Source organism: Mesorhizobium sp. WSM4906, from assembly GCF_029674625.1.
Classification (GTDB): domain Bacteria; phylum Pseudomonadota; class Alphaproteobacteria; order Rhizobiales; family Rhizobiaceae; genus Mesorhizobium.
In genome coordinates this window covers 5,084,234-5,108,393 of record NZ_CP121355.1, presented here as the reverse complement: position 1 = coordinate 5,108,393, position 24,160 = coordinate 5,084,234, and the positions used below count along the sequence as shown (strand labels likewise).

The following is a 24,160-nucleotide window of genomic DNA, read 5'->3' as shown; positions in this document are numbered from 1 at the left end:
GACATTGTCCTCAGGCGGCTTGGCGGCCGTCGCGGCCGAGATAGAGGGAGATCTCGGCGGCGATCGCCTGCGCGTCCGCGCCGACGCCGCCGATGAAGTTGGAATCGCGCTTGCGCAGGAAGCGGAAACCGAGCGCGTAGAGGCCGGGAACGCTTGTGACGCCGCCCTGATGCGCGATCTCGCCATCGGCGCCGAGCGCGAGCGGCTCCAGCCAGCCGAAGGAGCGGGAATAGCCGGTCGCCCAGATGATCGTCCGGATCGATCCGTCCGTCAGCGAAAGCCGCTCAGGGCTGGTCGAAGGCACCGTCACCGGTTCGCGCCGGCTTGCTCGCGGATCGCCGGCGAAGCGGTCGATCTCGGCCAGCAAACGAGCCTGTTTCGCCTCCGCCGCCGCGATCTGCGCGGCGAGATCGTCGGCGAAGACGATCTCGCGATCGGCAAGGCCGCGCACCCGCCCGGTCAGCTCGACGCCCAGCGCCTGTAGCGTGGCGAGATCGACATCGGCCTTGTCCGGCCGCCCGGCGAGCTGCAGCGACGGTTGGCGCCTGGCGCTTTCGGGGTTGGCGAGTGCGTCGAGCGGTTGCGCCATGAAACCCATCCGGCAGAGCCAGAAGAAGATGTCCTTGCCGCGCCAGCGCCTCGGCAGGCGCGTGTGCTTGCCGACGGACAGCGTCACGCGCCGGCCGGCGCGGGCAAGCTCGTCGGCGATCTGCACGCCGGAGGATGACGCGCCGACGATCAGCACCCCGCCAGGGGGCAACTCGCCGGTAGAGCGATACTGCGAAGCGTGGATGGTCAGCGGTCGGCCCCTGGTCTCGGACACAAAGGGGATCGCCGGTCGGTCGCAATGGCCGGTGGCCACCACGACGGCCTTGGCCGACCAGGCGCCGGTGCTGGTGTCGAGCACGAAGCCGCCGCCGATCCGCCTTGACGAGAGAACCTCGACGCAGCATTCGACCGGCGCCTGCCAGCGTCCTGCATAGGCCTCCAGGCTAGCCACGAAGGCGCTTTTGTCCATGAAGCCGTCGGGATCGGCGCCTTCATAGGGCAAGCCGGGCAACGCGTTCAGCCAGTTGGGTGTCAAGAGCCTGAGCGTGCGCCAGCTCTGCGAGCGCCAGCGTTCGCCGATGCGGCCGCGCTCCAGAACCGCATGCTCGATGCCGATCCGGCCGAGGCAATGGCTGAGCGCAAGGCCGGCCTGGCCCGCGCCGACGATGACGACGTCAGCCCGTTTCATGGTTCCTGTCCGTTGGCTTTGAGGGAGACGGCCGTGTGCAAACCGTCTCCCCGGCGGGTCATTGGATTGTCGGGATCACTGGATGGTCTTGATCCCGACCGTGACCGGCACGCCCTTGGTCAGCACGTCGTAGACCGCCGAGCGGGCGCGGGCCTGTTCGACGAGCTGGGTCAGCTTCTCGGCCGGCGCGTTGCCTTCGACCTCGAACGATACCTGGATGTTCTGGAAGCCGTTGCGCACCTCGTCGGAGATGCCGAGGATGCCGCGCAGGTCGATGTCGCCGTCGACCGAGCACTTGACCCGGGTGAGCTTGATGCCGCGCGCGGCCGCGATGTTGGCGACGCCCGACATCAGGCAGCTCGCCAGCGCATGCAGCACCCATTCGACCGGGGTCGGCGCATTGTCGGCGCCGCACAGGATCGCCGGATGGTCGCTGTCGGCATAATAGGGCTTCTCGTGCTTCTGCTCCTGGCCGGCGCCGTAGAAGCCGTGCATGACGCTCTTGCTGTGCGTGCCCTCGATCCACTCGTTGTGGGCGCGGAACTGGAACTTCGCCAGCTCCGGCTGGTCCGCCACGAAATTGATCGTCGCGATCAGGTTGGGCGTGTCGACGCCGTTGAGCGGAAGTCGTGCAGGCTTGGTGTTGGGTTGCATCTTTTCTACTCCGAAGGTTGTTTGCGGCTTGGTTGCCGTGACGGCATTCCTTTGGCGGTCGAGCGTTTGAGCGAGAGTGGGTGCGAGCGTGGAATTTTTGATACGCCCACCGTGGAAATTGCATTGGGCGTTTCATTTGGGACGCGCGCCCGCCGCACGATCCCAACGCCGGAGACGCCGGTCGCCAGGGGCATGGCCAAACGCGAAAACCCCGGCGACGCCAGGGTTTTTGAAGAGGGTTTTTGAAGGGCCTTCAAGCATTCCGGCCGCCGAAGCGGCGATGCTTCAGCGGTCCATCCTATCCGTATCGGAGGGCGCAAGGCGCACGCAGGTATAATACTCGATCTGCGAGCGGCTGATGCCGATGTCCTTCAGCAGGAAATCCGGCATCGCCTGCAGCGCGGCACGTTCATTGCGCATCTTGATGGCGCGATAGGCCAGGCTGAGTGTGCGTCGGGCAAAGCCGGACAGGCCGAAGCCCGCCCGGCCGGTTTCGATGGTGGCTCGGTCCAAAGCCGTCATTGTCGTCTCCATGGGTTGCGGGCGCGTTCGTTCGCGCGGTCGACGGGGACAATGCAGGATGGGCGAGGGAGCCAGCGTTGGAGCCTGCGTCGAAATTGCCGTGGAATCGTTGGGGCGCGAAGGCGGGCGAGCGCGCAATCTCCCCCCTCGAGGGGGAGATGGCCGGCAGGCCAGAGGGGGTCGTCTCACATCAAGCGCCGACGCGTTGCGAACGCAAGAAGAGGTTGGCGCTCCACGCGCGGCGACCCCCTCTGTCGCCTTCGGCGACATCTCCCCCCCTTGGGGGTGTATGGACTGGGGACATCGCGAACAGGTGTGCGAAGACATCGCGAACAGTTTCGTGCGTTTTGCGCGGGGAGGTTCGTGGTGCCATTCGAGGCCAGGAGCGTGATGAGCCAGAAGGAAGAGTTTGTAAGACTGGCGCTGGCGCCAGGGGCGAATGTGAGCGCGCTGTGCCGTCGCTTCGGGATCGGACGAACCTGCGGGCACAAATTGATCGCGCGGTTTGGTGCGGAAGGCGTAGCCGGGCTGGCGGAGCGTTCGCGGCGGCCAAAGTCGAGCCCGCGGCGCAGCCCGCCGTCGCTGGAAGCAGCGGTTGTGTCGCTGCGGAAGGAATGCCCGGCCTGGGGTGGGCGCAAGATCGCTGGCGTGCTCGAGCGCGACGGCATCGGCGCCATTGCTCCTTCGACGGTGAGCGGCATCTTGCGGCGCAACGGCGTCGAGCTGGGTGCGTTGGGCGGCGGCGCTCAGCCCTTCATCCGCTTCGAGCACGAAGCCCCCAACGATCTGTGGCAGATGGACTTCAAGGGCCATGTGCCACTGCGCCAGGGACGGCTGCATCCGCTCACCGTGCTCGACGACCATTCGCGCTTCTCGCTGGCCCTGGAGGCCTGCTCCGACGAGACGACCGAGACCGTCAAGGCGCGGCTGATCACGGCGTTCCGGCGCTATGGCCTGCCGTGGCGCATCGCCATCGACAACGGCCCGCCCTGGGGCGACGGCGGCCGCAACAACCTCACCGTGCTCGGCGTCTGGCTGATCGAGGTGGGCGTGGCCATCAGTCATTCCCGGCCCTACCATCCCCAGACGCTGGGCAAGGACGAGCGCTTCCACCGCTCCCTCAAGGCCGAGGCGCTGCAGGGGCCGCCCTTCGAGAGCCTCCAGCACGCCCAGAGCGCCTTCGACAGCTGGCGCCATCTCTACAACACCAAGCGCCCGCACGACGGCCTTGCCGGCGCTGTGCCGCTCGACCGCTACCGGCCCTCCGGCCGCGACTTCTGCGAGACCGTGGCGCCCTTCGACTACGCCGCCGGCGACCTCCTGCGCAAAATCCAGCAGAAGGGAGCGACCTCGCTGTTCGGGCGTGCCTTCAAGATCTGCAACGCCGTCGCCGGCAAGGTCGTCGCCTTCAGGCCGACCGAAATCGACGGCGTCTTCGATGTCTTCTTCCGACACCAGAAGATCCAAACCATCGACCTCAACCAGTTCCAGCGCTAGCATGGGAAACTGTTCGCGATGTCTTCGCACACCTGTTCGCGATGTCCCCAGTCCATACAGGGGGGAGATCAGCGGCTCATTGGACTTGGCCCGCTACAACCCCATATTGAATCCAAGGAGCTTTGAGCGTGAGACTCGCGCGGGTGGCCCTTTTGGCAGCGGCCTTCGTGGCTGCCGCGGTCCTTTTCCCCTTCTCCTCGGCCGGAATGGCGGCGGCGAGGGTTGCTCTCAGCATCTCGATCGACGGCGCCATCGGTCCGGCGAGCGCCCGCCAGTTGAAGGAAGCGCTCAAGGCCGCTGCCGCGCGCAACGCCGCGGTTCTCATCCTTCAGCTCGACACTCCGGGCGGCCTGGTCACCTCGATGCGCGAGATGATCGCCGATATCCTGGCCTCTCCCGTTCCCGTCATCGGTTACGTCGCGCCGGCCGGCGGCCACGCGGCGAGCGCCGGAACCTACATCCTCTACGCCACCCATGTCGCGGCGATGGCGCCCGGCACCAATCTGGGCGCGGCGACGCCGGTCGAGATCGGCGGGCTGCCTTCGCTTCCGGGCGGCGAGAAGGACGACAAGGGCACCGGGCAGCCATCCGGCGACCCGATGATGGCCAAGGTGACCAATGACGCGGTGGCGCTGACCCGCTCGCTCGCCGAGCTGCGCAACCGCAATGGCGACTGGGGCGAGAAGGCCGTGCGCCAGGCGGCGAGCCTTTCGGCGAGCGCTGCGCTGCAGGAACATGTCATCGACTTCGTCGCCCGCGACACGGCCGAGCTCTTGCAGCTGGCCGACGGTCGCACCGTCGAGGTGGCCGGCAAGAAGCAGGTGCTGGCGACGAAGGGGCTGGCCGTCGAGGTCCTGGATCCAGGCTGGTTCATCCGGCTTCTCGCCGTCATCACCGACCCGAACGTCGCCGTCATCCTGATGCTGCTCGGCTTCTATGGCCTCGTCTTCGAGGTGACGAGCCCCGGCGCGGTGGCGCCCGGCGTCATCGGCGCCACCTGCCTCGTGCTCGCCCTCTACGCGCTCGATCTCTTGCCGATCAACTATGCCGGGCTCGCCCTGATGCTGCTCGGCGTCGGCTTCCTCATCGTCGAGGCTTTCAATCCGACGGTGGTGCTCGGGGTCGGAGGCGCGGCCGCCTTCCTGCTCGGCGCGGCCATGCTGCTCAAGGTCGAGGGGCCGGGCTTCGCCATATCCTGGGCGATCATCGGTCCCGCCGCCGCGCTGACGCTCGGGCTCGCGCTGCTGGCCGGGAGCTATCTCTGGGCGGCGCGGCGCAATCCGCCGCGCATCGGCGGCGAGGCGATGCGCGGCCTGCCCGTGCAGATTCTCGACTGGGAAGGCGGCGAGGGCCATGTGCTGGCGCTCGGCGAACGCTGGCGGGCGAAAGCCGACGAGCCGATCGCGCCGGGAGATCGCGCGGAGGTGACTGGCGTCAGCGATCTCGTGCTGACGGTGCGGCGGCGTGGTGCAGGAAGCAACGGGCCGGGAAACGACGGAGCAAAACAATGACAGTCGGTTATGTCGCCTATCTGATCCTCGCGCTGCTGGTGATCATGTTCCTGTCGGCGGCCATCCGCATCCTCAGGGAATACGAGCGCGGCGTGGTCTTCACGCTTGGCCGCTTCACCGGCGTCAAGGGACCGGGCCTCATCATCCTCGTTCCCTTCATCCAGCAGATGGTCAGGGTGGACCTGCGCGTGGTCGTGCAGGACGTGCCGCCGCAGGACGTCATCTCGCGCGACAACGTCTCGGTGAAGGTCAACGCGGTGCTCTATTTCCGCATCGTCGACGCCGAGCGGGCGATCATCCAGGTCGAGGATTTCATGACCGCCACCAACCAGCTTGCACAAACCACGCTGCGCTCGGTGCTCGGCAAGCACGAGCTCGACGAGATGCTGGCCGAGCGCGACAGGCTCAACAGCGACATCCAGGAGATCCTCGACCAGCGCACCGACGCCTGGGGCATCAAGGTCTCCAATGTCGAGATCAAGCATGTCGACCTGAACGAGAGCATGATCCGCGCCATCGCCAAGCAGGCCGAGGCGGAACGGCTGCGGCGCGCCAAGGTGATCAACGCCGACGGCGAGCAGCAGGCCGCGGCGAAGCTCGTCGAGGCCGGCAAGATGCTGGCCGAGGAGCCGCAGGCCATGCAGCTGCGCTATTTCGAGGCCCTGCACGACATCGCCGGCGAACGCTCCTCCACGGTGGTCTTCCCGCTGCCGGTGGATTTGCTGCGGCAGTTCCTGAAGCCGGGGGAGGGAGCGGGTAATCTCCCCCTCAAGGAGGGAGATTAATCCGCCTCGCCGCCTGAACCTTTCCCGCACTCGGCCAGCACCTTGCCGATCGCGGCGCCGGAGCCTTTCAGCGGAAAGCTCGCCGCGCCGTATTTGCCGGAGGCAACCGTCACCTCCCCCTTGCCGCGCAGCAGGGCGAGCAGCGGATCGGAAGGACCGGAGAGTTCCGCCGTGAAGTAGTTGTACATTGCCTCGAGATCGAGCTTCTTGGTCAGGCTCTTGCCGCCGGCCTTGAACGTGAATTCCGCGCTGATGCCAGGCTCGAGCTGCCCGCCTGCGGCGCCGAGATCATAGCTCAGCACCGGCTTGCCGAAGCAGGCCAGCATCAGATGCGCATCGCCCTTCGATCCGCCGCAGACAGAGGCCATCAGCACACTGCCGCCTTCGTCCTCCTCCATCTTGGCGGACCAGGCGCAGGATGCGGCATGGGCGGGGAGGGTGGTGAGTAGCGCCAGGATGACGGTTGCCAATACGCTTTTCATGATGCTTTCCCCCGTGGTGGCCGGATCATATTGGAGTTGGCGAAAGCGGGCGAGTGGCTAATCTCCCCTTCAAGCGGGGAGATCGGCACCTTTGCACTGCCGCCAGGGCGGTTCTGGCGAAAATCGCTTGCCGATCCAGTCGGCGAAGGCGCGGGTCTTGGCGGCTTGGCCCTTGGCCGAGGGCATGACGACATAGACCGCGCCCTCGTCGGCCAGCGTCCAGTCCTCCAGGATCGGCACCAACCGCCCGTCGGCGAGCTCGCGCCCGACCAGCCAGTCGGTGCTCATCATCAGGCCGACGCCTTGCACGGCGGCCTCGACCAGCACCTCGGCGTCGTCGCTGGTGAGCGGTCCCGAAACCTCGACGCGCACGCGTCGGCCCTCGCGGTCGGTCATCTCCCAGGCCGGAAATGTCTGGAAGCCGGTGAAGCCGAGGCAGGAATGTTCGAGCAGCGCCTGCGGCGTTTCCGGCCGGCCCCTTCGCGCAAGGTAGGAGGGCGCGGCGCAGAGCAGCCGGCGCCGCGTCGCCACCTTGCGCGCCACCAGGCGCGAATCCTCGAGGCTGCCCAGCCGGACGGCGACGTCGAAATTCTCGGCGACGAGATCAGCGAAACGGTTGGAGAATTCGGCTTCGATCCGCACATCCGGGAACTCGGCGAGGAACTGTGGCAGGAACGGCCCGACCCACATGCGCCCGAAGGTGCCGGGCAGCGCCAGCCGCAGCAACCCGCGCGGCCGGCCGCCGGCATGGGCGGAGGCGGCGGCTTCCGCCTCGTCGACCGAGGCGAGGATGGCGCGCACGCGCACCAGGAATTCCGCGCCCGCCTCGGTCAGCGAGACGCTGCGCGTCGTGCGGTGGAGCAGCCGGACCCCAAGCCGCTCCTCCAGCGACTGCAGGCGGCGCGACAGGATGGTGGCGTCGCGTCCGACCCGCGCCGCTGCCCTGGTGAAGGAGCGCGCCTCGGCGACGGCGGCGAAAGCCGCCATCTCGGCAAGAGCGGAGGGCTCATGGGATTGCTGCATGATTTGCAATACTCAAATGCAAAGCTCGGCAATTATCGAGGAATAGCGCAGCAGATAGGTTCACTCAACCCGTCAATCGACCACCCACGGAGTGAACCCATGAAAGCCATCGAACTCAACCAGCCCAGACTTGACGCCTTCCGTGCCGCCAGCGTCGCCACGCCCGAACCGCAACGCGGCGAGGTGCTGATCCGCCAGCGCGCGGCGAGCCTGAATTTCGTCGATGTCGCTGTGGCGAGCGGCAACTATCCCGGACCGGTTTTCCCGCTCATACCCGTCGCCGACGGCGCCGGCGAGATCGTCGCGCTCGGCGAGGGCGTGACAAGGTTCGCCATCGGCGACCGCGTCGTCGCTCACGCCAAGCCGCGCTGGATCGGCGGCCGGCCGCGTCCTTACGAGATGACGCAGATGCGCGGCATCTCGCTGCCCGGATCGCTCGCCGAATATGTGGCGCTGCCGGCCAATTCGATCGTGCCGGTGCCGGCGCATCTTTCCTTCGAGGCGGCCTCGACGCTCCCCATCGCCGGCACCACCGCCTGGAACGCGATCCGCGCCGCCGATGTCGGGCCTGGCTCGGTCGTCGTGCTGCTCGGCACCGGTGGCGTCTCGATCTTCACGCTTCAGCTTGCCAAGGCGGCCGGCGCCACCGTGATCATCACCTCGTCTTCGGACGAGAAGCTGGAGCGGGCCAAGGCGCTCGGCGCCGATCATCTCATCAACTACCGCGCGACACCGGACTGGGACGGCAAGGTGCTGGAGTTGACCGATGGCCTCGGCGCCGACCTCGTCGTCGAGACCGGCGGCACCGCAACCTTCGCGCGCGCCGTCAATGCCACCGCGCCCGGTGGCACGCTGTTCACCATCGGCTTCGTCACCGGCGCCGAGGCCACTGTCAACCTGCTGCCGATCATCATCAAGGCGCTGAAAGTGGTGGGCAACAACACCGGATCGGTATCCGACCTGCGCGACGCCGCCAGGGCCGTCGCCGCCGCCGGCATCGAGCCGGTCGTCGACAAGGTGTTTTCGCAAGAAGAGGCGACCGAAGCCTACACCCACATGGCCGCCGGCGGCCTGCATTTCGGCAAACTGGTGTTCGGGCTGGATTGGTAAGGGATGGCCGACGCTGGAAATTAGCGAAAGCCGTGGTGCGGCCGATCTCCCCCGCTCGGGGCTACGCTATGCACACATCTTCTGTGATTGACTGATCGACCTGAGGCTTGATTGCCACGTGGTTCCCCCAATCCGTCGCTGCTTCGCAGCGCCACCTTTCCCCCTCCGGAGGGAAAGGAAGGGAGCCTCGCTGGACGAGCGTTGACGGCAAAAAGCTTGGCGCTTTTCCTCTACCCCGTCGATCGGGGGAGAGGTGGCTCGGCGAAGCCGAGACGGAGTGGGGGTCGACCAGCGCTACATTAGACAATGCATGCGCCAATCTGCCATGCACGCTATCGCCAAAGCCCAGCCCCTTCGAAATGTATGCATCCCCTGGCCGCTTGGGGGGAGATCGGCAGCGTCAGCGCCGGCGCCCAACTTCCACCCTCAGATCAACTTCTCCAGCGTGATCGGCAGATCGCGCACCCGCTTCCCCGTCGCGTGGAACACCGCGTTGGCGATCGCCGGCGCCACGCCGACGATGCCGAGTTCCCCCACGCCCTTGCCGCCGAGGGCGGAGGAGTGCGGGTCGGGGATGCCGACCGAGATCGTCTGGATGTCCGGGATGTCGGCATTGGTCGGCAGCATGTAGTCGGCGAGGTTGCCGTTGACGATGCGGCCGTGGCGGCGGTCGACGATGCCTTCTTCGAGCAGCGCCTGGCCGATGCCCATGATGATGCCGCCCTTCCACTGGCTCTCCGCCAGCTTGGGGTTGTAGAGCCGGCCGGAATCCAGCGCCGACACCACGCGCGACACGCGCACCGTGCCGAAATCCTCGTCGACGCGCACCTCGACGAAATGCGCGCACCAGGAATGGCGCGAATAGTCGCCTTCGGTGTGCGGCAGCGCCATGGCAATTGTCGTGTAGTTGTTGTAGCGCTGTTCCGGCGTGAAGCTGGCCGGAACGGTGTCGCCCTTGGCCTCGATCCGCTCGCGGCCGACGGCCGACAGGAATTCGGCGATCGACAGCTCCGGCCCATCGCCGCGTGGCGAGGCGATGCGGCCGTCCCGCACCGCCAGCGTGTTCGCCTGCAGCCCATGGAAGGGCGAGCGCGGATCGGAGAGCGCCAGGCCGATCATCTCGTCGAGCGCCTGGCCGGCCGCCTTGTAGACGGCGCCGGTCATGACGCCGGCAAGCCGTGACCCGCCGGTGACGCCGGCCCGCGCAAGGCGCGAGTCGCCGAGCTTCACCGAAACCTGCTCCACCGGCACGCCGAGTGTCTCGGCGGCGGTCTGCGCCAGGATCGTGTAGGTGCCCTGGCCCATGTCGATGGAGGAGCTTTCGACCTCGACCGAACCGTCGGCGAGTATCTTCACCACCGCCTCGCCGTGCGCGCGCCGCACCGGGTAGGTGCCGGCCGCCACGCCCCAGCCGATGAGCTGGTGGCCGTCGCGCATCGAGCGCGGCGCGGGTGAACGCTTCGCCCAGCCGAAGGCTTCCGCGCCGACGGCGAAGGCTTCGCGCAATTGCCTCGTCGACCACGCCTTCTTCGCGTGCGGATCCTGTTCGGCGTAGTTGATCAGCCGCATCTCCAGCGGATCGATGCCGAGCTCGTATGCAAGCTCGTCGATGGCGCATTCGATGCCGAAGGCGCTCGGGTTCTCGCCTGGCGCGCGTTTTGCCCCCGGCACCACCGTGTTCACGCGCACCACATTCTGCTTAGAGGAGAAATTGGGCGTGGCGTACATGATCGATGTGACCGAGCCGAGCGGCTCGACCCACATGCCGTCGACGGCCGTCTCGTTGACGCCGCGATGCACGATCGACTGGATGCGGCCTTGCTTGTCGGCGCCTATCGCCACGGTCTGCCGCGTCGCGGCGCGGCCGCCATAGGAGGTGAAATTCTGCGGGCGGTTGAGCACCAGCTTCACCGGCCTTCCCAGCATCCTTGCCGCCGCGGCGGCCACCGCGCTGTGCGCAAGCGCCAGAGCCTTCGAGCCGAAGCCGCCGCCGATATAGGGCGAGACCAGCCGCACATTCTCGAACGGCACGCCGAACCATTCGGCATAGGTGCGCGCCATGCCGTCCAGCCACTGGCTCGGCTCCCAGATGGTGAGCTCGTCGCCTTCCCAGCGCGCGATCAGCCCGTGCGGCTCCATCGCCGCCTGGAACTCGCGCGGCGTGTTGTAGGCGGCGCAGACGCGCACCGGCGCTTCGGCGAAGGCGGCTTCGGCGTCGCCCCATTCCTTGGTCATGGCCTCGATCGGGATGCCGTCGCCGGCCTTGCCGTCGCTCAAGTCGACGACCGCCGGAATCTCGTCATACCAGACCTTGACCAGCGCGGCCGCCGCCACCGCCTGCTCGAATGTCTCGGCCACCACGGCCGCGATATGCTGGCCGGAAAAGGTGACCTCGCGGGCGAGGGGGCAATAGGTCGGTTGCGATGGCGGGTTGCCGAACCAGTCGGAAGCGCCCTTCAGCTCCATGATGGTGTCGGGCGTCAGCACGGCGAGCACGCCAGGCGCCGTCTCCGCGGCGCGCGTGTCGATCGCGGTCACCTTGCCGGCGGCAATCGTCGCGCCGACCAGCACCGCATGCGTCAGCCCTTCGAGCTGCTGCTCGACGGCGTAGTGGGCGGCGCCGGTGATCTTGGCCGGGCCGTCGACGCGCGACAGGCGTCCGCCGACCGCTTCGAGCCGCGCGCTGTCCGACGCCGCGTGTTTCATGTCGTGAACGGTCATGCCGTCTCTCCCAATTTGAGGATGGCGCGCGCGATCACGCGCGGCGCGAGCGCTATTTTGTAGTGGTTGGCGCCATGGTCGACGGCGCCCTCCATGGCGAGCTCGCTCATCTTGCGCACGGTCGCGTCGTCGAGCGGCTTGCCCTTCAGCGCCTCTTCGACGGCGCGCACCCGCCACGGCTTGGTCGCGACGCCGCCGAGCGCGACGCGGATGTCGCGGATGGTGCGGCCGTCGGCTTCGAGTTCCAGCCCGACGGCAGCGCTTGCCGCCGCGAATTCATAGGACTGGCGATCGCGCACCTTGATGTAGGTCGAGCGCCTGGCTGCGGCCGAGCCTGGGATCTCTATTGCCGTGATCACCTCGCCGGGACGGATGTCGTGCTCTCGCTCGGCGGTGGCGCCGGGGGCGAGGAAGAAGTCCTCGACCTTCAGCTTCCGCTCGCCGAGATCGACCTCGGCGTCGAAGGCGACGAGCGCGATGGCGAGGTCGCCCGGATAGGTGGCGATGCAGGATTCGCTCACGCCGAGCACCGCATGGCCGCGCGTCACGCCGCCGATCGCCGAGCAGCCGCTGCCCGGCGCGCGCTTGTTGCAGGCCGGGAAGTTTTGCGGATCGCGGAAATAGGGGCAGCGCGTGCGCTGCATCAGGTTGCCGCCTATGGTCGCCATGTTGCGAAGCTGTGCGGAGGCCGCCTGCCAGAGCGCTTCCGACACGGCCGGAAAGTGGCTCTTCACTTGCGGATTGTCGGCGACATGGCTCATCTTCGCCAGCGCGCCGATCACCGCGCGTTCGGCGCTGACGTCGATGGCGTTCAGCCCCTCGATATGGCTGATGTCGATGACGGTCGAGGGTTCGGCGACGCCGCATTTGGCGAGGTCGACCAGCGTCGTGCCGCCGGCAAGCAGCATGGCGCCGGGCAGCGCCGCGGCGTTGCGCGCGGCCTCGACGCTGTCGGCGCGAAGGTAGGAGAAATCTCTCATGAGCGGAGCTCCCTGGCTGCCTGGCGAACGGCGGCGACGATGTGCGGATAGGCGCCGCAGCGGCATAGGTTGCCGGCCATATATTCGCGGATTTCCTCGTCGGAGCCGGCATGGCCCTCGCGGATGCAGGCCACAGCCGACATGATCTGTCCCGGCGTGCAATAGCCGCACTGGAAGGCGTCCTGCTCGAGGAAGGCGGCCTGCACGGCGTTGAGCGTGCCGTCCGCGTCGGCCAGCCCTTCGATGGTGGTGATCGAGCGTCCCTCGACTTGTGCTGCCAAGGTCAGGCAGGCCAACACCCTTTGGCCGTCGACATGGACGGTGCAGGCGCCGCACTGGCCCTGGTCGCAGCCTTTCTTGGTGCCGGTGAGGGAGAGCCGGTCGCGCAACGCGTCGAGCAGCGTGACGCGCGGCTCGACGTCGAGCGTACGGGTCTCGCCATTGATGGTGAGATGGATGGAAAGCGTGGTCGGACTGGGCTGTGCGGTTGAGCCGTTCCTGAAATGGCCGTCTTCGGGAGGATCGATGATGGTTTGGCTGGTCATGAGGCGTCGGGCTCCAATTGCTGGACGCTAGGCGGATGGAAATGGGGCTTGGGCGGGATGGGGCAAGGGCGGTGATTGTGCCGGCGGCGAAGCTGCCAATTTCCCCCTTGCGGGGGAGATGCCCGGTCCACCCTCCGCAACTGCCGCGGAGGACGAGCAGGGCAGAGCGGGTGCTGTCCCGCCAACCTCTCCATTCGTCATCCTCGGGCTTGACCCAGGGCTTGACCCGAGGATCCATGCCGTGACGATCGCGAGGGAATGCGGCGCATCAGAATTCTGCACTGCCGCTGCGCTCGCAGGTAACGGCATGGATCCTAGGGTCTGCGCCGCGTCGCTTCGCTCCTTGCTCCGCCCTAGGATGACGACCTCACGTGCGAACGCCCCTATTCTCCGGCGGGCAGGGGAAGTTCTGGTCTTCAATGTCTCAACAGGTGACATACCGCTTCCCCTGATTATATGATAAAGGTGCTCCACTAAAACGGAGGTGCCTCCGTTTATTTACGTGGGGACTGGGCCGTTTTGGTTCAACCCCCATATTGCGAGAGTGGAGAAAAAAGTGGCCGACCAGCCGCCGGAGACTGACGAGAAGCCTGAAAGCTCGGCGCCGAAGCCGCTGCGCGCCGATGCGCAGCGCAACCGCGACAAGCTGGTCGAGGTGGCGGCGCAGGCTTTCGCTAAGGACGGCGTCGATGCTTCGCTGGAGGAGATCGCGAAGCGGGCAGGGGTCGGCATCGGCACGCTCTACCGGCATTTCCCGACGCGCGAGCATCTGGTCGAGGTGGTCTACCGCCGTGAGGTGGAGGGGCTCTGCCAGGCGGCCGACGAACTCGCCCGCGATCATCCGGCCGATGTCGCGCTGGAGCTTTGGATGCAGCGCTTCGTCGACTACATCGCCACCAAGCGAGGGCTCGCCACAAGCCTGCGAGTCCTGCTGACCACCAACTCGACGCTGTTCTCGGATACGTCGGGCCGCGTCTCAGGCGCCATGCGAGCCCTGGTCGAGGCGGCCGCCGCGTCGGGAAAAATCCGCGCCGATGTCGACGCTTCCGATGTGATGCATGCGCTCGGCGGCATCTACTCCGCCCCCAACACCCCCGACTGGCGCGAGCGGTCGGGAAGGCTGGTGAAGCTCTTGATGGATGGGTTGAGGTTCGGGGCGAGGGGGTGAGGCTTCCCTTCTCCCGCAAAGGGGAGAAGGGAAGAACCCTCAATGCTTGTTGTTGCCAAACCGCGCGACCGCCTCGATCAGCAATCGGCTTTCGACGGGCTTCGACAGTCTCGGCGAATCCTGGAACCGATCGGGAAAGATCGTGGCGCTGTCATAGCCGGTGAGGAAGACAAAAGGCACGTCGCGGGCCGCGAGATGCTCGGCGATCGGGAAGCTGCGTTCGCCATGCAGGTTGACGTCGAGCACCGCCCCGTCCAGCTCGACGCCGTCGATCTGCTCGAGCGCCTCTTGGACGGAGGGCGCGGGTCCGACGACATCGCAGCCCGCATCGGTCAATTCGTCGGAAAGATCGAGCGCGACCAGGAAAGTATCCTCGACGACGAGGATCCTCAGGCCGGATAGTGGGGCGCTCTTGTTCATGCGTGGCTGGGCAACAGCTCGAAGGCTTCCGTCTCGGGCAGAGGAATTTCAAGCAGGCACTCCAGGCCGGTGGGCCTGAAGTTCAACGCTACCCTCCCTGCCAGCTCGTACTCTAAACTCTGCTGGATGAAAGTTGTTCCGAAATTCATGCGCGACGGCTCTTCCACGGCCGGGCCACCGGTTTCCTTCCAACTGATCGACAACGTGCCGGGCTTCACCACGTCCCAGGAGACTTCGACGCGGCCGGTGTCGACGGAAAGCGCTCCGTATTTGGCGGCGTTGCTGGCAAGCTCGAAGAACACCATGCCGAGCGTCGCCGCCGTTGCTGCGTCGAGAAGGAACGGCCGGCCCCGGATAACGAGGGCCTGGCCTTCCCGGCTGCCGAAAGGAGAAAACGTCGCCCTGAGCAACTGCTCGAGGTCGGTGTTGCCCCAATTGTAGGATGACAGCACCTCATGCGTGCGCGCCATCGCGTGCAATCGCTCGTGGAACGAGGTCGAGAATTCGCCTATCGAGCTTGATGAGCGGATCATGCGCGAGGCCAACGCGGTGATCGTGGCGAGGATGTTCTTCACGCGGTGCTGCAATTCATGCACCAGCCTTTCCTTGCTGCGCTCCGCCTCCTTGTGGTCCGATATGTCGACCAGGGTCGAGATTGCGCCGCGAACTTTGCCGGACTCGTCGAACAGCGGATTGGCCGATATCGCCACGTCGATGCTGCTGCCGTCCGCCCGCGCGATTCTCGCCTCGTAGGCGCGGATCGGCTTGCCCGTTCGCATCGCCTTCTGCAGGGGCTGGTCCTCCGTTTCCACAGCGGCGCCGTTCGACATCAGCGACAGGGCCGGTAGCTTGCCATCCGTGGCGGGCATGCCGGAGAGCTCCATGGCGCGACGGTTGGCGCGAATCGTGCCATTGGCTTGTTCGGCGATGATGATGCCCACCGGCACCAGGTCGAGCAGCGTCTCCAGGCTCTCGACGCGGTTGCGCAGGTCGTGCGAAAGCGCGCCGATCCTTTCTTCCGCCTGCGCGATCTTGGTGACGTCGACAAAAGTGACGACCACGCCGGCGATGACATTGTCGACCGTCCGATAGGGCAGCACCCGCATCATGTAGCGCTTGCCGTTGTCGACGCCTCCGATCTGCCGCTCGATCGTACCGAGCCTGTGCAGCACCTGCTCCATGTCGGTCTGCAGACCGTCGGCGGGGAAGCGCGGGCGCACATGCGCGAGCGGCCGCCCTACATCGCTCTCGACCAGCCTGAACAGGTCGCGCGCCGTCGGCGTGAAGTTCTTGATGCAGAGCTCGCGGTCGAGGAACACGGTCGCGATCTGCGTGCTTTCGAGCAGGTTCGCCATGTCGTTGTTGGCGCGGCTGAGCTCGTCGACGCGGATGTTGAGCTCGGCATTCACGGTCTGCAGTTCCTCGTTGATCGACTGCAGTTCCTCCTTGGAGGTCTCCAGCTCCTCGTTGGAGGATTGCAGTTCCTCGTTGATCGAGGACAGTTCCTCATTGGAGGACTTCAGCTCCTCGTTGGAGGATTCGAGCTCCTCCGTGGTGATCTGCAGCCGCTCCCTGGTTTCCCTCAGCTCCTTTTCGAGCTGGCTGACATTGGCGCTTTCGACATCGTCGGTAGGGTGGACCGGTTCGTCCTCGGCCTCCGGCTTGATGCCGCCCACATCCCTGAAGACCAACATGTAGAGTGGGTCGGACGAGCCGTCGGGTGGCAGCGGCTGCACGGCCAGGCTGATCGTCTGGCGCCCGCCATTGGTGCCGATGCTGATCTTGTTCTGGACCGCCGCCTGCCCGGTGCTGACCGCCTTGTGGAGCGCCGCCCGCAAATCCATGCGAAGCCCGCGGCGCGCCATCGAAAACACGTTGTGGTCGGGGGCGCCGGCGGCGAGCTCCAGATATTTGCCCGTGCCTGCCGAGCTGTGCAGCAGTTCGCCGTCGGCGTTGATGACCACGTAGACCGGCGAATAGCGCTCGACGAGGACCCGCTCCGCGACTTCCCGCAGGGTTGTCGCCGTCGTCCCCCGGCGCGCGATCGGGGGCGCCTGCCTGGCCGCCGCCAGCGGGAATTCCGGCAGCCGCTGCATGGCGACCCCGCTTCGCTTCTGGAAGATGCGGCTCGCCTTGTCGGTGGTCGAGAACAGGCGTCCGTGGCGGGTGACGTTCTCCGAGGAGCCGAGAAAGAGATAGCCGTTGTTGCGCAGCGCGTAGTGGAAGATCGGGACGATCTTCTCCTGCAGTTCCGGTCCCATGTAGATCAGCAGGTTGCGGCAGGCGATCAGGTCGAGCTTGGAAAAGGGCGGATCGCGCAACAGATTGTGCGCCGAGAACAGGCAGATCTCGCGCAAATCGGCGGAAACGCGATAGGTGCCGTCCTCGCGCGAGAAGAATTCCTTGAGGCGCTTGGGCGTCACATCGGTCGCGATCGTCGCCGGATAGCGGCCGGCGCGGGCCACTTCCAGGGCGCGCTCGTCGATGTCGGTGGCGAAGATCTGCAGGTTGGGCGAGGCAGCGCCCCGCGGCGCGCTCTCCTTCAAGAGCATGGCGATCGAATAGGCTTCCTCGCCGGTGGCGCATCCCGGCACCCAGACCCTGATCGTCTCGTCCGACTTGCGGTCCTCGAAAAGCTTGGGGATGACGAAGCGTTCCAGCGCTTCGAAGGCGTGCGGGTCGCGGAAGAAGCTGGTCACGCCGATCAGAAGGTCCTGGAACAGAAGGTCGACCTGCTGCGGCTCGTCGCGCAGCCGCTCGTAGAAGGCGGTCGGATCGTCGATCTGCAGCACCTGCATGCGGCGCTGGATGCGCCGCAGGATGGTGTTGTCCTTGTAGCCGCTGAAATCGTGGCCGGTGCGCACGCGAAGCAGCGCCGCGATGCGCGAAAGCTGTTCGGCCACCTCGCGCTTGCGGCGGTCGCGCTCGCTTTCCATACGTTTGGCTTGGCTGAAATAGCCGACCAGCTTGGCGGCCATCTCTTCCGCGGGAAGCACCATGTCGATCATGCCGCTCTGGACGGCGCTTCGCATCATGCCGTCATATTCGGCGCCTTCCTGCGCCAGCGTCAGCCCGCCGCGCTCCTTGATTGCCCTCAGCCCGATCGTGCCGTCGCTCCCGGTGCCGGAAAGAATGATCCCGGCCGTATTCTCCGCCTGGTCGTGCGCCAGCGAGGCGAAGAAATCGTCGATCGGCGTTCGTCTGGCGCGCATGGTGGTCATCTTGGCCACGTGAAAACGCCGCCCCTCGACTGTCACCGAGACGCCCGGAGGGGTGACGTAGATGTGGTCGGGCTCGATCTCCAGCCCCTCGGCCGCGGTCTTCGTTTCGATCGTGGTGCAGCGCTGGATGATGCTTGCGAGCACGCTTTCGTGCTCGGCGTCGAGATGCTGGATCACCACATAGGCAAAGCCGCTGTCGGCTGGAACTTCCGGAAAGAATCTCTGCAGCGCCCCGATGCCACCAGCCGACGCGCCGATGCCCACGACAGGGAAGGGCGCGGGCTGTTTCTCGGCTTCGCGTGAACTAGCCTTTGCCTTCCTTGTGGTTGCTTTCCTCGTCGACCGAGCCATTGCCTGTTACCTGAACCCGTCTGCTTTCGAGGATGCTGCCGATGAGGGCCGCATCCGCTTCGTATTCCATGGCTCGCCTGCCGAATTCGGCGGCGAGTTTGGAGCGATCCATCGTTCTCTCCCGCTCGGCCATGCGCCGGGCAAACGCTGCTCGCTGCTGATGCGATCGCAGCAGGCTCCACAATATCTCGTCCGCCTCGATCGCTTGCGCCTCCATCATCGCGTCGGCGGTAAATGCGTGGCCGGTATGACACCGATAGCGCAGCATGTCACCGTCTTCGACCTCCCACAACGGCCCGTGGCATTCCGGGCATGTAAAGACCGAGAGTTCGCCTAATCGAGCTTCATTTTCCATGGTCGAATGCTCCTGCGCGGCGATGGCCGCTTCCAGTCTCACACCCGGTGGCGCCGGCAAGGTTTCGCCGGCCGGCTCGGCGGCCAGTTGCGCCAGCAAGCCGCCGAGCTTCGCCGCCGGCAGGCAATGGTCGATCTCGACATAGTGCAGCGCGCTTTCCACCATGGAAGGCACCAGCGTGTCCTTCGGGTGCTGGACGACCGCCAGGCCGCCGACAGCCTTGATCGCCCTCAGGCCGGCGGTGCCGTCGGAAAGCGAGCCCGAAAGCAGCACGCCGATCACGCTCGCGCCGTAGCTCAGCGCCGCCGAGCGGAACAAAGGGTCGATCGCCGGCCGGGCGAGGTTCTCCCGCGGTCCGCGTCGCAGCATCATGTGATCGCCATGCAGGAGAAGATGGAAGCCGGGCGGCGCGACATAGATGTTGCCGGCCTTGAACCCCGCGCCGTTCCTGGCCACCGAGGTTTTGAGGGTTGCCACGCGGGCGAGGATTCCCGGCAGGTAGCTGACCTGACCGACATGCAGCACGACGAACACGGCTGCCGGCAGATCGGCGGGCAGGTCGCTCACGACCTGCTTCAGCGGCTCCACCCCGCCGGCTGACGCCCCGATGACGATGATGAAGCGATTGCGGGCCACTCCCTGCGGCGAGCTTGTCTCGCGGGCGGGTGAGATTCGGTTTCGATCGTCGGCCATGGAATGGGCTCGTGGTCTTGCCCCCCAAACCACAATGGGCAAAGGCGGGACTATGTTCCATGGCCGGGCGCGGGGCTTGAGAGCAGCAGGTGTGGCGCTGGAAGATGGGGAGATTGGCAGCTTCGACGTCATCGACTCGCATTCATGGAAGCGCAGCCTAGATAGAGCGGGGCCAACCCCACCGTGCAGAAGGACATCCACATGCCTGAACAGCTGACATTGAACGACGGCGCCACCATTCCCCAGATCGGGCTCGGCGTGTGGCAGGTCGATCCGGATATCACCTCACAAGTCGTGCGCTGGGGGATCGAGGCCGGCTACCGCCTCATCGATACCGCCGAGGGCTACCGCAACGAGGAAGGGGTGGGCGAGGCGATCCGCGCCGCCGGCGTGCCCAGAAGCGAGCTGTTCATCACCTCCAAGCTTCGCAACGGCGGCCATCGGCGCGATGCGGCGCTCCGCTCCTTCGACGAGACGATGCGAAAGCTCGGCATCGATCAGATCGACCTCTTCCTGATCCACTGGCCGGTGCCTAGCCAGAACCAATATGTCGAGGCCTGGAAGACGCTGGTCGAGCTCAGAGAAGCCGGCCGCATCAGATCGGTCGGCGTGTCGAACTTCAACCAGGACCATCTGGAGCGCATCATCGGCGAGACCGGCGTGACGCCGGCGGTCAACCAGATCGAGTTGCACTCGCGCTTCCAGCAGCGCGACAAGCGCGAGTTCCATAAACAGCACGACATCCGCATCGAAAGCTGGAGCCCGCTGGGCAGCGGCCGGCTGCTCGCCGACCCGACGCTTGAAGGGATCGCGAAGAAGCACGGCAAGTCGGTGGCGCAGGTCATCATCCGCTGGCATCTGCAGCAAGGGCTGGTCGTCATCCCCAAGTCGATCCACCAGGACCGCATCGCCGCCAATTTCGACGTCTTCGATTTCGAGCTGGATGACAACGACATGCAGACCGTCCGCGGCATGGACTCCGCGGACGGCCGGACGGGGCCGGACCCTGCCACGGCGGCGTTCTTGTTCTGAGGATTGGGCTCCGCCTTCTCCCCTTGTGGGAGAAGGTGTCGCCGAAGGCGACGGATGAGGGGTGTTCCAGGGAACGCCAACGCCTCGCTCCGCTGGAACACCCCTCATCCGTCTCGGCGCTCCGCGCCGATCCACCTTCTCCCACAAGGGGAGAAGGAAAGGCGCTAAATCCCTTCCCCATCCACCAGCGGCACGTCGTCACCCTCCCACGGGCTCGGCATCGTGCCGCGTCCGGCCGTCGGCAGCGGCATCCAGCATCTCAGCTCCGGCTCGGCATATTCGACCACGCGGCCGGGCGAGGAGTCGGAGGCCCGCCAGCCTTCCTCGCCGAACTGGTCGGCGCGCGACCAGTAGGCCATGTCGACCTCGGCCGGTCCCTGCTCGGACGAGCGCACCGTCACCAGGATGCGGCTGCCGTCCCGCGGCGCGCTCGCCATGTTGCGCCAGTGGTCGGTCTCGTCCATGCGGGTTCCTCCTGCTCAAAGCAATTCCAGAAAAAGTGTGCAGCGGTTTTCGTCCGGAATTGCGAGAAAATAAATTGCTTTCTCAATAGTTGCCGCCCGCCGAGGAGGGGTCAACCCGAACTTGGCGCGAGACAGCCATATCATTCACAGCTAATATGTTTGTCGACCGCAATCGGAAAACGACAATGGACGAAGGATTGCTGTCTCAAGCCACCCGCCTCGGGCCGGTCCATCTCAAGGTGACCGACATCCCGGTGGCCTTGACCGTCTGGCGCGACACGCTTGGGCTCGTGCTGGTCGGCGAGGACGACGCCATCGCCGAACTCGGTGCCGGCGGCGGGACGCTGATCGTTCTCCATGCCGGTGCGAGCGTGCCGCTGCCGCAGAAGTCGCGCGATCTCTTCCACGTCGCCATCCATGTGACGACGCGCCGCGATCTCGCTCACGCGGCCGCCCGCCTCAAGGCGTCGGGCTTGAGATACAGCGCCCAGGATCACCTGATTTCGGAATCGCTCTATGTCTCCGACCCCTCGGGCAACGGCATCGAGATCTGCTTCGATACGCCGGAGCGCTTCCTGCGCCGGCAAGTGTCGGCCGACGGCCGCGTGGCGCTGATTGCCACCGACGGCAGCGCGCATTCCGGGCTCGAGCCGCTGGACGTTCCGGGCCTGCTGCGCGACCTCGGCAATTCAGGCCATGTCGAGCAGAGGATGGCGCCGGACGCCTTCATCGGTCACATCCACCTGCGTGCCCGCGCGCCGGAGGTGCTGATGGAATTCTATGTCGGCGTGCTCGGCCTCGAGCCGCACATCCAGTCCCGAACCTTCGGCATGTTCGACTGCGGCACCGCTCGCCGGCCGCATATGGTCGCCTTCAACATCTGGGCGCGTGACGAGTTGCGCGAGCCGCCGCCGCATGCCGCCGGCCTCGACCATTTCACGGTCGAGCTTGCGTCCGCGGAGGAGCTTGCCGCGGTGGCGCAAAGGCTCGACGCCGCCAACGTGCCGTCGAAAAAGGCCGGCGGCGCGGTCGAGACCGCCGATCCGGAGGGCAATCGCTTGCGGCTGGTGGTGCAGGGAGGCTGATCGCACGGGCTGCGGGCTCGCCAAGGAGGAAGTGGGAGGAGGGGAAATGACGATCAGGGTGATAGGGACCGGCTTTGGCCGGACCGGCACCGATTCGATGCGCGAGGCGCTGACGATGCTCGGCTTCGGTCCATGCCATCACATGTATGAGGTCTTGGCGCATGCGGAGCAGAAGCGGCTCTGGCGGGCGCTCGCCAAGGGCGCCGCACCGGACTGGGACCGGCTCTTTGCCGGTTACAAATCCTGTGTCGACTGGCCGTCGGCGCATTACTGGCGCGAGCTGATCGAAGCCTATCCTGAGGCACGCGTCATCCTCACCTGGCGCTCGCCCGAAAGCTGGTGGGAGAGTTTTGCCAAGACGATCCTGCCCGCCATTGCCGACAGCAAGGATCAGGAGTCGCTGGGCGTCGCCCTGATCACGAAGCAGGTCTTCGGCGGCCGCCCGCAGGACCGCGCGCATGCGATTGCCGTTTACGAGGCCAATGTCGAGGCGGTGCTGAAGATCGTGCCGGCCGAGCGCCTGCTGGTCCACAAGCTCGGCGACGGCTGGGAGCCGCTCTGCGCCCATCTCGGCGTCCCGGTGCCGGCCGAGCCCTATCCCAACCGCAACACGACAAAGGAGTTCCGCACGGCGCTTTCGTTGAATTGAAGGGAAGGGAGTAAGGGAATAGGGCAGTAGGGGAGTAGGGCAATGGGAACGCGGCAACGCAGTCTGATCCTTCCCTACTGCCTTACTGCCCTATTCCCTTACTGCCCCCCGCAGGAAGGAACACAATCATGGTACCCCCCGACACCACCTTCCTTACCGCTTCGCAACTGGCGGCGGCGATCCGCGAACGACGCATCAGCGCTGTCGAGGCGATGGAGGCGCGGCTTGCCCGCATCGCGTGGGTCAATCCGCTCCTCAACGCCATCGTCACCCTTGACGAGGAGGCCGCCGCCGACCTGGCGATCGCGCGCGGCGAAGCCATTGGCCCGCTGACCGGTGTGCGCCACCGCTAAGGCGCTGGCACGGCTGACCGACGGTTTCGTCAGGCCGCCGGGATTGTGAGCGGATAGCGGCACCGTCGCTTACACATGCACGTCGCCGAACGAAAGCTCGCCGTCGTCGGCGCGTATGAGGAAGGCGGCGGCAAGCATCGCGAGATAGAACACCGTGACGCCGCACACCACCGCGACGCCGGGAATGGGACCGAGCGTCGCCACCCGGAAGGTGTCGATGAGCGAGGCGCCGAAGCCGATCGGCGATCCTTCGCGCGACAGGCTCGGCGTGGTGATCTTCAGCACCCAGGCGAGCATCAGGATCGTGTACATGAAGATGTAGTTGCGGCGTAGCCGGCGGATCAGCGCCGAGCGCTGCGAGATGAGGAAGCGTGGCGAGCGCAGGCCCTCGCCGAGGATCGCCAGCCAGTTGGAGGCGAAATCCGGCTGCGGCGAGAAGATCTGCGCGAAATAATAGCGCTCGAACTGGCGCACCCGCGACCGGTAGACGTCGAAGAAACGGTACCGCCGCGCCTCGATCCACAGGAGCAGCGTGATCAGAAGCATGGCGAACAGCAGCACGCCGTGATGCGCGGATGGCGTCGACAGCGACACCGAAAGCATCGCCGCCACCACGGTGATCGCCCAGTTGCTGGTGCGGTCGAGCCGGTCGCGCCAGCCGGCCATGCGCGCGATCTCGGCGCGGTGGAAATGCGACATGGTGGTTGCGAATTCGGAAGATGTCAGCTTCAGCGCGAACGCGTCGGAGCCACGCGGCGCGGCGGCCGCCTCGGCTGGCTTTATGGTCTGAACCTGCGACATCCCCTTGCCACGTGCCTCCCGCCGTGGCCGGCCGAGCAAGCCGGCCACACCCCATATACCACAATGTGCGGCCGGCAAAAATGTTCCCGCCTTTCAGGCGGATAAGTCAGGGTAGGCTGGGACGCTATGCCCGCTTCGAAGCCGCCGGAAACGGCACCACTTCGGCTTCGGGCCGGGCATATTGGGCGGTAGCGACCGCCTCGATCACGAGGTCCAGCGCCACAAGCGCTGTCCGGCTGGTTTCATCGTCGCCGCGCAAATAGTGGCAGGCCCGGTCCAAGTGCAGGTGGGCGGCGGCAAAGTCGCTTTTCATTAGCTTCTCCTTATTGCCCGCCGTGTCTCGACCATGCGCGACTCGCTTTACCCAAACGCAAACATCCACAGCCGCATTTGAATAGAATTGTGGCGATCTCCTCCTCGATGGGGAAGATAGCGCCTGTGCAACCGAAGCACGCGCGAAACCGTTATGGCGGGACATAATCGAGGGGTGCAGAAATTGTC

General features: G+C 66.1%; 24 protein-coding genes. 10 read left to right on the top strand and 14 right to left on the bottom strand.

Going from position 1 to position 24,160, the window contains the following annotated elements; genetic code table 11:
• Positions 1-10 precede the first annotated feature (10 nt).
• Entirely contained in the window at positions 11-1,237 is a 1,227-nt protein-coding gene (locus tag QAZ22_RS24630) for an NAD(P)/FAD-dependent oxidoreductase (protein WP_278203328.1), read from the bottom strand.
• Positions 1,238-1,312: 75 nt separating this feature from the next.
• Complete coding sequence (locus tag QAZ22_RS24625) at positions 1,313-1,891, bottom strand: OsmC family protein (RefSeq protein ID WP_278203327.1); 579 nt, start codon at positions 1,889-1,891, stop codon at positions 1,313-1,315.
• On the opposite strand from QAZ22_RS24625, the gene QAZ22_RS24620 reads away from it, so the two are divergent.
• A complete protein-coding gene (locus QAZ22_RS24620; RefSeq protein ID WP_278203326.1) occupies positions 1,886-2,137 on the top strand; it encodes a hypothetical protein in 252 nt (83 codons plus the stop codon). The genes QAZ22_RS24625 and QAZ22_RS24620 overlap by 6 nt on opposite strands.
• Positions 2,138-2,176: 39 nt before the next feature.
• Here QAZ22_RS24620 and QAZ22_RS24615 read toward each other — a convergent pair whose 3' ends face one another.
• Positions 2,177-2,413 (bottom strand): DUF1127 domain-containing protein, encoded by a 237-nt coding sequence (locus QAZ22_RS24615; protein ID WP_278203325.1) that lies wholly within the window; start codon positions 2,411-2,413, stop codon positions 2,177-2,179.
• Between the two features lie 390 nt (positions 2,414-2,803).
• On the opposite strand from QAZ22_RS24615, the gene QAZ22_RS24610 reads away from it, so the two are divergent.
• The 3 genes from QAZ22_RS24610 (at position 2,804) to QAZ22_RS24600 (ending at position 6,206) form a co-directional block, all read left to right on the top strand.
• Positions 2,804-3,910, top strand: coding sequence for an IS481 family transposase (locus QAZ22_RS24610; protein ID WP_278207931.1), 1,107 nt, complete (start codon positions 2,804-2,806; stop codon positions 3,908-3,910).
• Between the two features lie 128 nt (positions 3,911-4,038).
• Positions 4,039-5,421, top strand: a complete 1,383-nt coding sequence (locus tag QAZ22_RS24605) for a nodulation protein NfeD (protein WP_278203324.1) — start codon at positions 4,039-4,041, stop codon at positions 5,419-5,421.
• Positions 5,418-6,206: a slipin family protein gene (locus tag QAZ22_RS24600; RefSeq protein ID WP_278203323.1), complete on the top strand. Its 789-nt coding sequence runs from the start codon at positions 5,418-5,420 to the stop codon at positions 6,204-6,206. Before QAZ22_RS24605 ends, QAZ22_RS24600 begins: the two co-directional genes overlap by 4 nt.
• Here QAZ22_RS24600 and QAZ22_RS24595 read toward each other — a convergent pair.
• Both QAZ22_RS24595 and QAZ22_RS24590 read right to left on the bottom strand, forming a co-directional pair.
• Positions 6,203-6,688: a hypothetical protein gene (locus QAZ22_RS24595; protein WP_278203322.1), complete on the bottom strand. Its 486-nt coding sequence runs from the start codon at positions 6,686-6,688 to the stop codon at positions 6,203-6,205. The two genes, QAZ22_RS24600 and QAZ22_RS24595, sit on opposite strands and share 4 nt — an antisense overlap.
• A 69-nt stretch (positions 6,689-6,757) precedes the next feature.
• Positions 6,758-7,711: a LysR family transcriptional regulator gene (locus QAZ22_RS24590; RefSeq protein ID WP_278203321.1), complete on the bottom strand. Its 954-nt coding sequence runs from the start codon at positions 7,709-7,711 to the stop codon at positions 6,758-6,760.
• A 99-nt stretch (positions 7,712-7,810) separates the two neighbouring features.
• Between QAZ22_RS24590 and QAZ22_RS24585 the strand changes: the two genes are divergently transcribed.
• Positions 7,811-8,821: an NAD(P)-dependent alcohol dehydrogenase gene (locus QAZ22_RS24585; RefSeq protein ID WP_278203320.1), complete on the top strand. Its 1,011-nt coding sequence runs from the start codon at positions 7,811-7,813 to the stop codon at positions 8,819-8,821.
• Between the two features lie 426 nt (positions 8,822-9,247).
• Here the strand turns inward: QAZ22_RS24585 and QAZ22_RS24580 are convergent, their stop codons facing one another.
• Genes QAZ22_RS24580 through QAZ22_RS24570 form a run of 3 tightly spaced genes read right to left on the bottom strand, consistent with a single transcriptional unit; the run spans position 9,248 to position 13,067 of the window.
• Positions 9,248-11,542: a xanthine dehydrogenase family protein molybdopterin-binding subunit gene (locus tag QAZ22_RS24580; protein ID WP_278203319.1), complete on the bottom strand. Its 2,295-nt coding sequence runs from the start codon at positions 11,540-11,542 to the stop codon at positions 9,248-9,250.
• Complete coding sequence (locus QAZ22_RS24575; RefSeq protein WP_278203318.1) at positions 11,539-12,522, bottom strand: xanthine dehydrogenase family protein subunit M; 984 nt, start codon at positions 12,520-12,522, stop codon at positions 11,539-11,541. The genes QAZ22_RS24580 and QAZ22_RS24575 overlap by 4 nt, the downstream gene beginning before the upstream one ends.
• Complete coding sequence (locus QAZ22_RS24570; RefSeq protein ID WP_278203317.1) at positions 12,519-13,067, bottom strand: (2Fe-2S)-binding protein; 549 nt, start codon at positions 13,065-13,067, stop codon at positions 12,519-12,521. The genes QAZ22_RS24575 and QAZ22_RS24570 overlap by 4 nt, the downstream gene beginning before the upstream one ends.
• Positions 13,068-13,623: 556 nt before the next feature.
• Here QAZ22_RS24570 and QAZ22_RS24565 point away from each other — a divergent pair.
• A complete protein-coding gene (locus QAZ22_RS24565) occupies positions 13,624-14,235 on the top strand; it encodes a TetR/AcrR family transcriptional regulator (protein WP_278203316.1) in 612 nt (203 codons plus the stop codon).
• A 39-nt stretch (positions 14,236-14,274) separates the two neighbouring features.
• On the opposite strand, the gene QAZ22_RS24560 is transcribed toward QAZ22_RS24565, so the two are convergent.
• The 3 genes from QAZ22_RS24560 to QAZ22_RS24550 are packed head-to-tail and all read right to left on the bottom strand — an operon-like array spanning position 14,275 to position 19,275.
• Positions 14,275-14,655, bottom strand: coding sequence for a response regulator (locus QAZ22_RS24560; protein ID WP_278203315.1), 381 nt, complete (start codon positions 14,653-14,655; stop codon positions 14,275-14,277).
• The gene (locus tag QAZ22_RS24555; RefSeq protein ID WP_278203314.1) at positions 14,652-18,140 is read right to left on the bottom strand and encodes a CheR family methyltransferase; all 3,489 of its coding nucleotides are present in this window, start codon (positions 18,138-18,140) and stop codon (positions 14,652-14,654) included. Before QAZ22_RS24555 ends, QAZ22_RS24560 begins: the two co-directional genes overlap by 4 nt.
• 40 nt (positions 18,141-18,180) lie before the next feature.
• On the bottom strand, positions 18,181-19,275 hold the full coding sequence (locus QAZ22_RS24550) for a chemotaxis protein CheB (protein WP_278203313.1): 1,095 nt from the start codon (positions 19,273-19,275) through the stop codon (positions 18,181-18,183).
• 201 nt (positions 19,276-19,476) lie between these two features.
• On the opposite strand from QAZ22_RS24550, the gene QAZ22_RS24545 reads away from it, so the two are divergent.
• Entirely contained in the window at positions 19,477-20,307 is an 831-nt protein-coding gene (locus QAZ22_RS24545) for an aldo/keto reductase (protein WP_278203312.1), read from the top strand.
• A 164-nt stretch (positions 20,308-20,471) separates the two neighbouring features.
• Here QAZ22_RS24545 and QAZ22_RS24540 read toward each other — a convergent pair whose 3' ends face one another.
• Positions 20,472-20,771, bottom strand: coding sequence for a hypothetical protein (locus QAZ22_RS24540; protein ID WP_278075662.1), 300 nt, complete (start codon positions 20,769-20,771; stop codon positions 20,472-20,474).
• A gap of 185 nt (positions 20,772-20,956) precedes the next feature.
• On the opposite strand from QAZ22_RS24540, the gene QAZ22_RS24535 reads away from it, so the two are divergent.
• The 3 genes from QAZ22_RS24535 (at position 20,957) to QAZ22_RS24525 (ending at position 22,858) form a co-directional block, all read left to right on the top strand.
• A complete protein-coding gene (locus QAZ22_RS24535; protein WP_278203311.1) occupies positions 20,957-21,856 on the top strand; it encodes a VOC family protein in 900 nt (299 codons plus the stop codon).
• Positions 21,857-21,902: 46 nt separating this feature from the next.
• Entirely contained in the window at positions 21,903-22,505 is a 603-nt protein-coding gene (locus tag QAZ22_RS24530; protein ID WP_278203310.1) for a sulfotransferase family protein, read from the top strand.
• Positions 22,506-22,633: 128 nt separating this feature from the next.
• A complete protein-coding gene (locus QAZ22_RS24525; protein WP_278203309.1) occupies positions 22,634-22,858 on the top strand; it encodes a hypothetical protein in 225 nt (74 codons plus the stop codon).
• Positions 22,859-22,927: 69 nt separating this feature from the next.
• Here the strand turns inward: QAZ22_RS24525 and QAZ22_RS24520 are convergent, their stop codons facing one another.
• Both QAZ22_RS24520 and QAZ22_RS24515 read right to left on the bottom strand, forming a co-directional pair.
• Positions 22,928-23,659, bottom strand: a complete 732-nt coding sequence (locus QAZ22_RS24520; protein ID WP_278203308.1) for a DUF2270 domain-containing protein — start codon at positions 23,657-23,659, stop codon at positions 22,928-22,930.
• Between the two features lie 124 nt (positions 23,660-23,783).
• On the bottom strand, positions 23,784-23,972 hold the full coding sequence (locus tag QAZ22_RS24515; protein WP_278203307.1) for a hypothetical protein: 189 nt from the start codon (positions 23,970-23,972) through the stop codon (positions 23,784-23,786).
• Positions 23,973-24,160 lie beyond the last annotated feature (188 nt).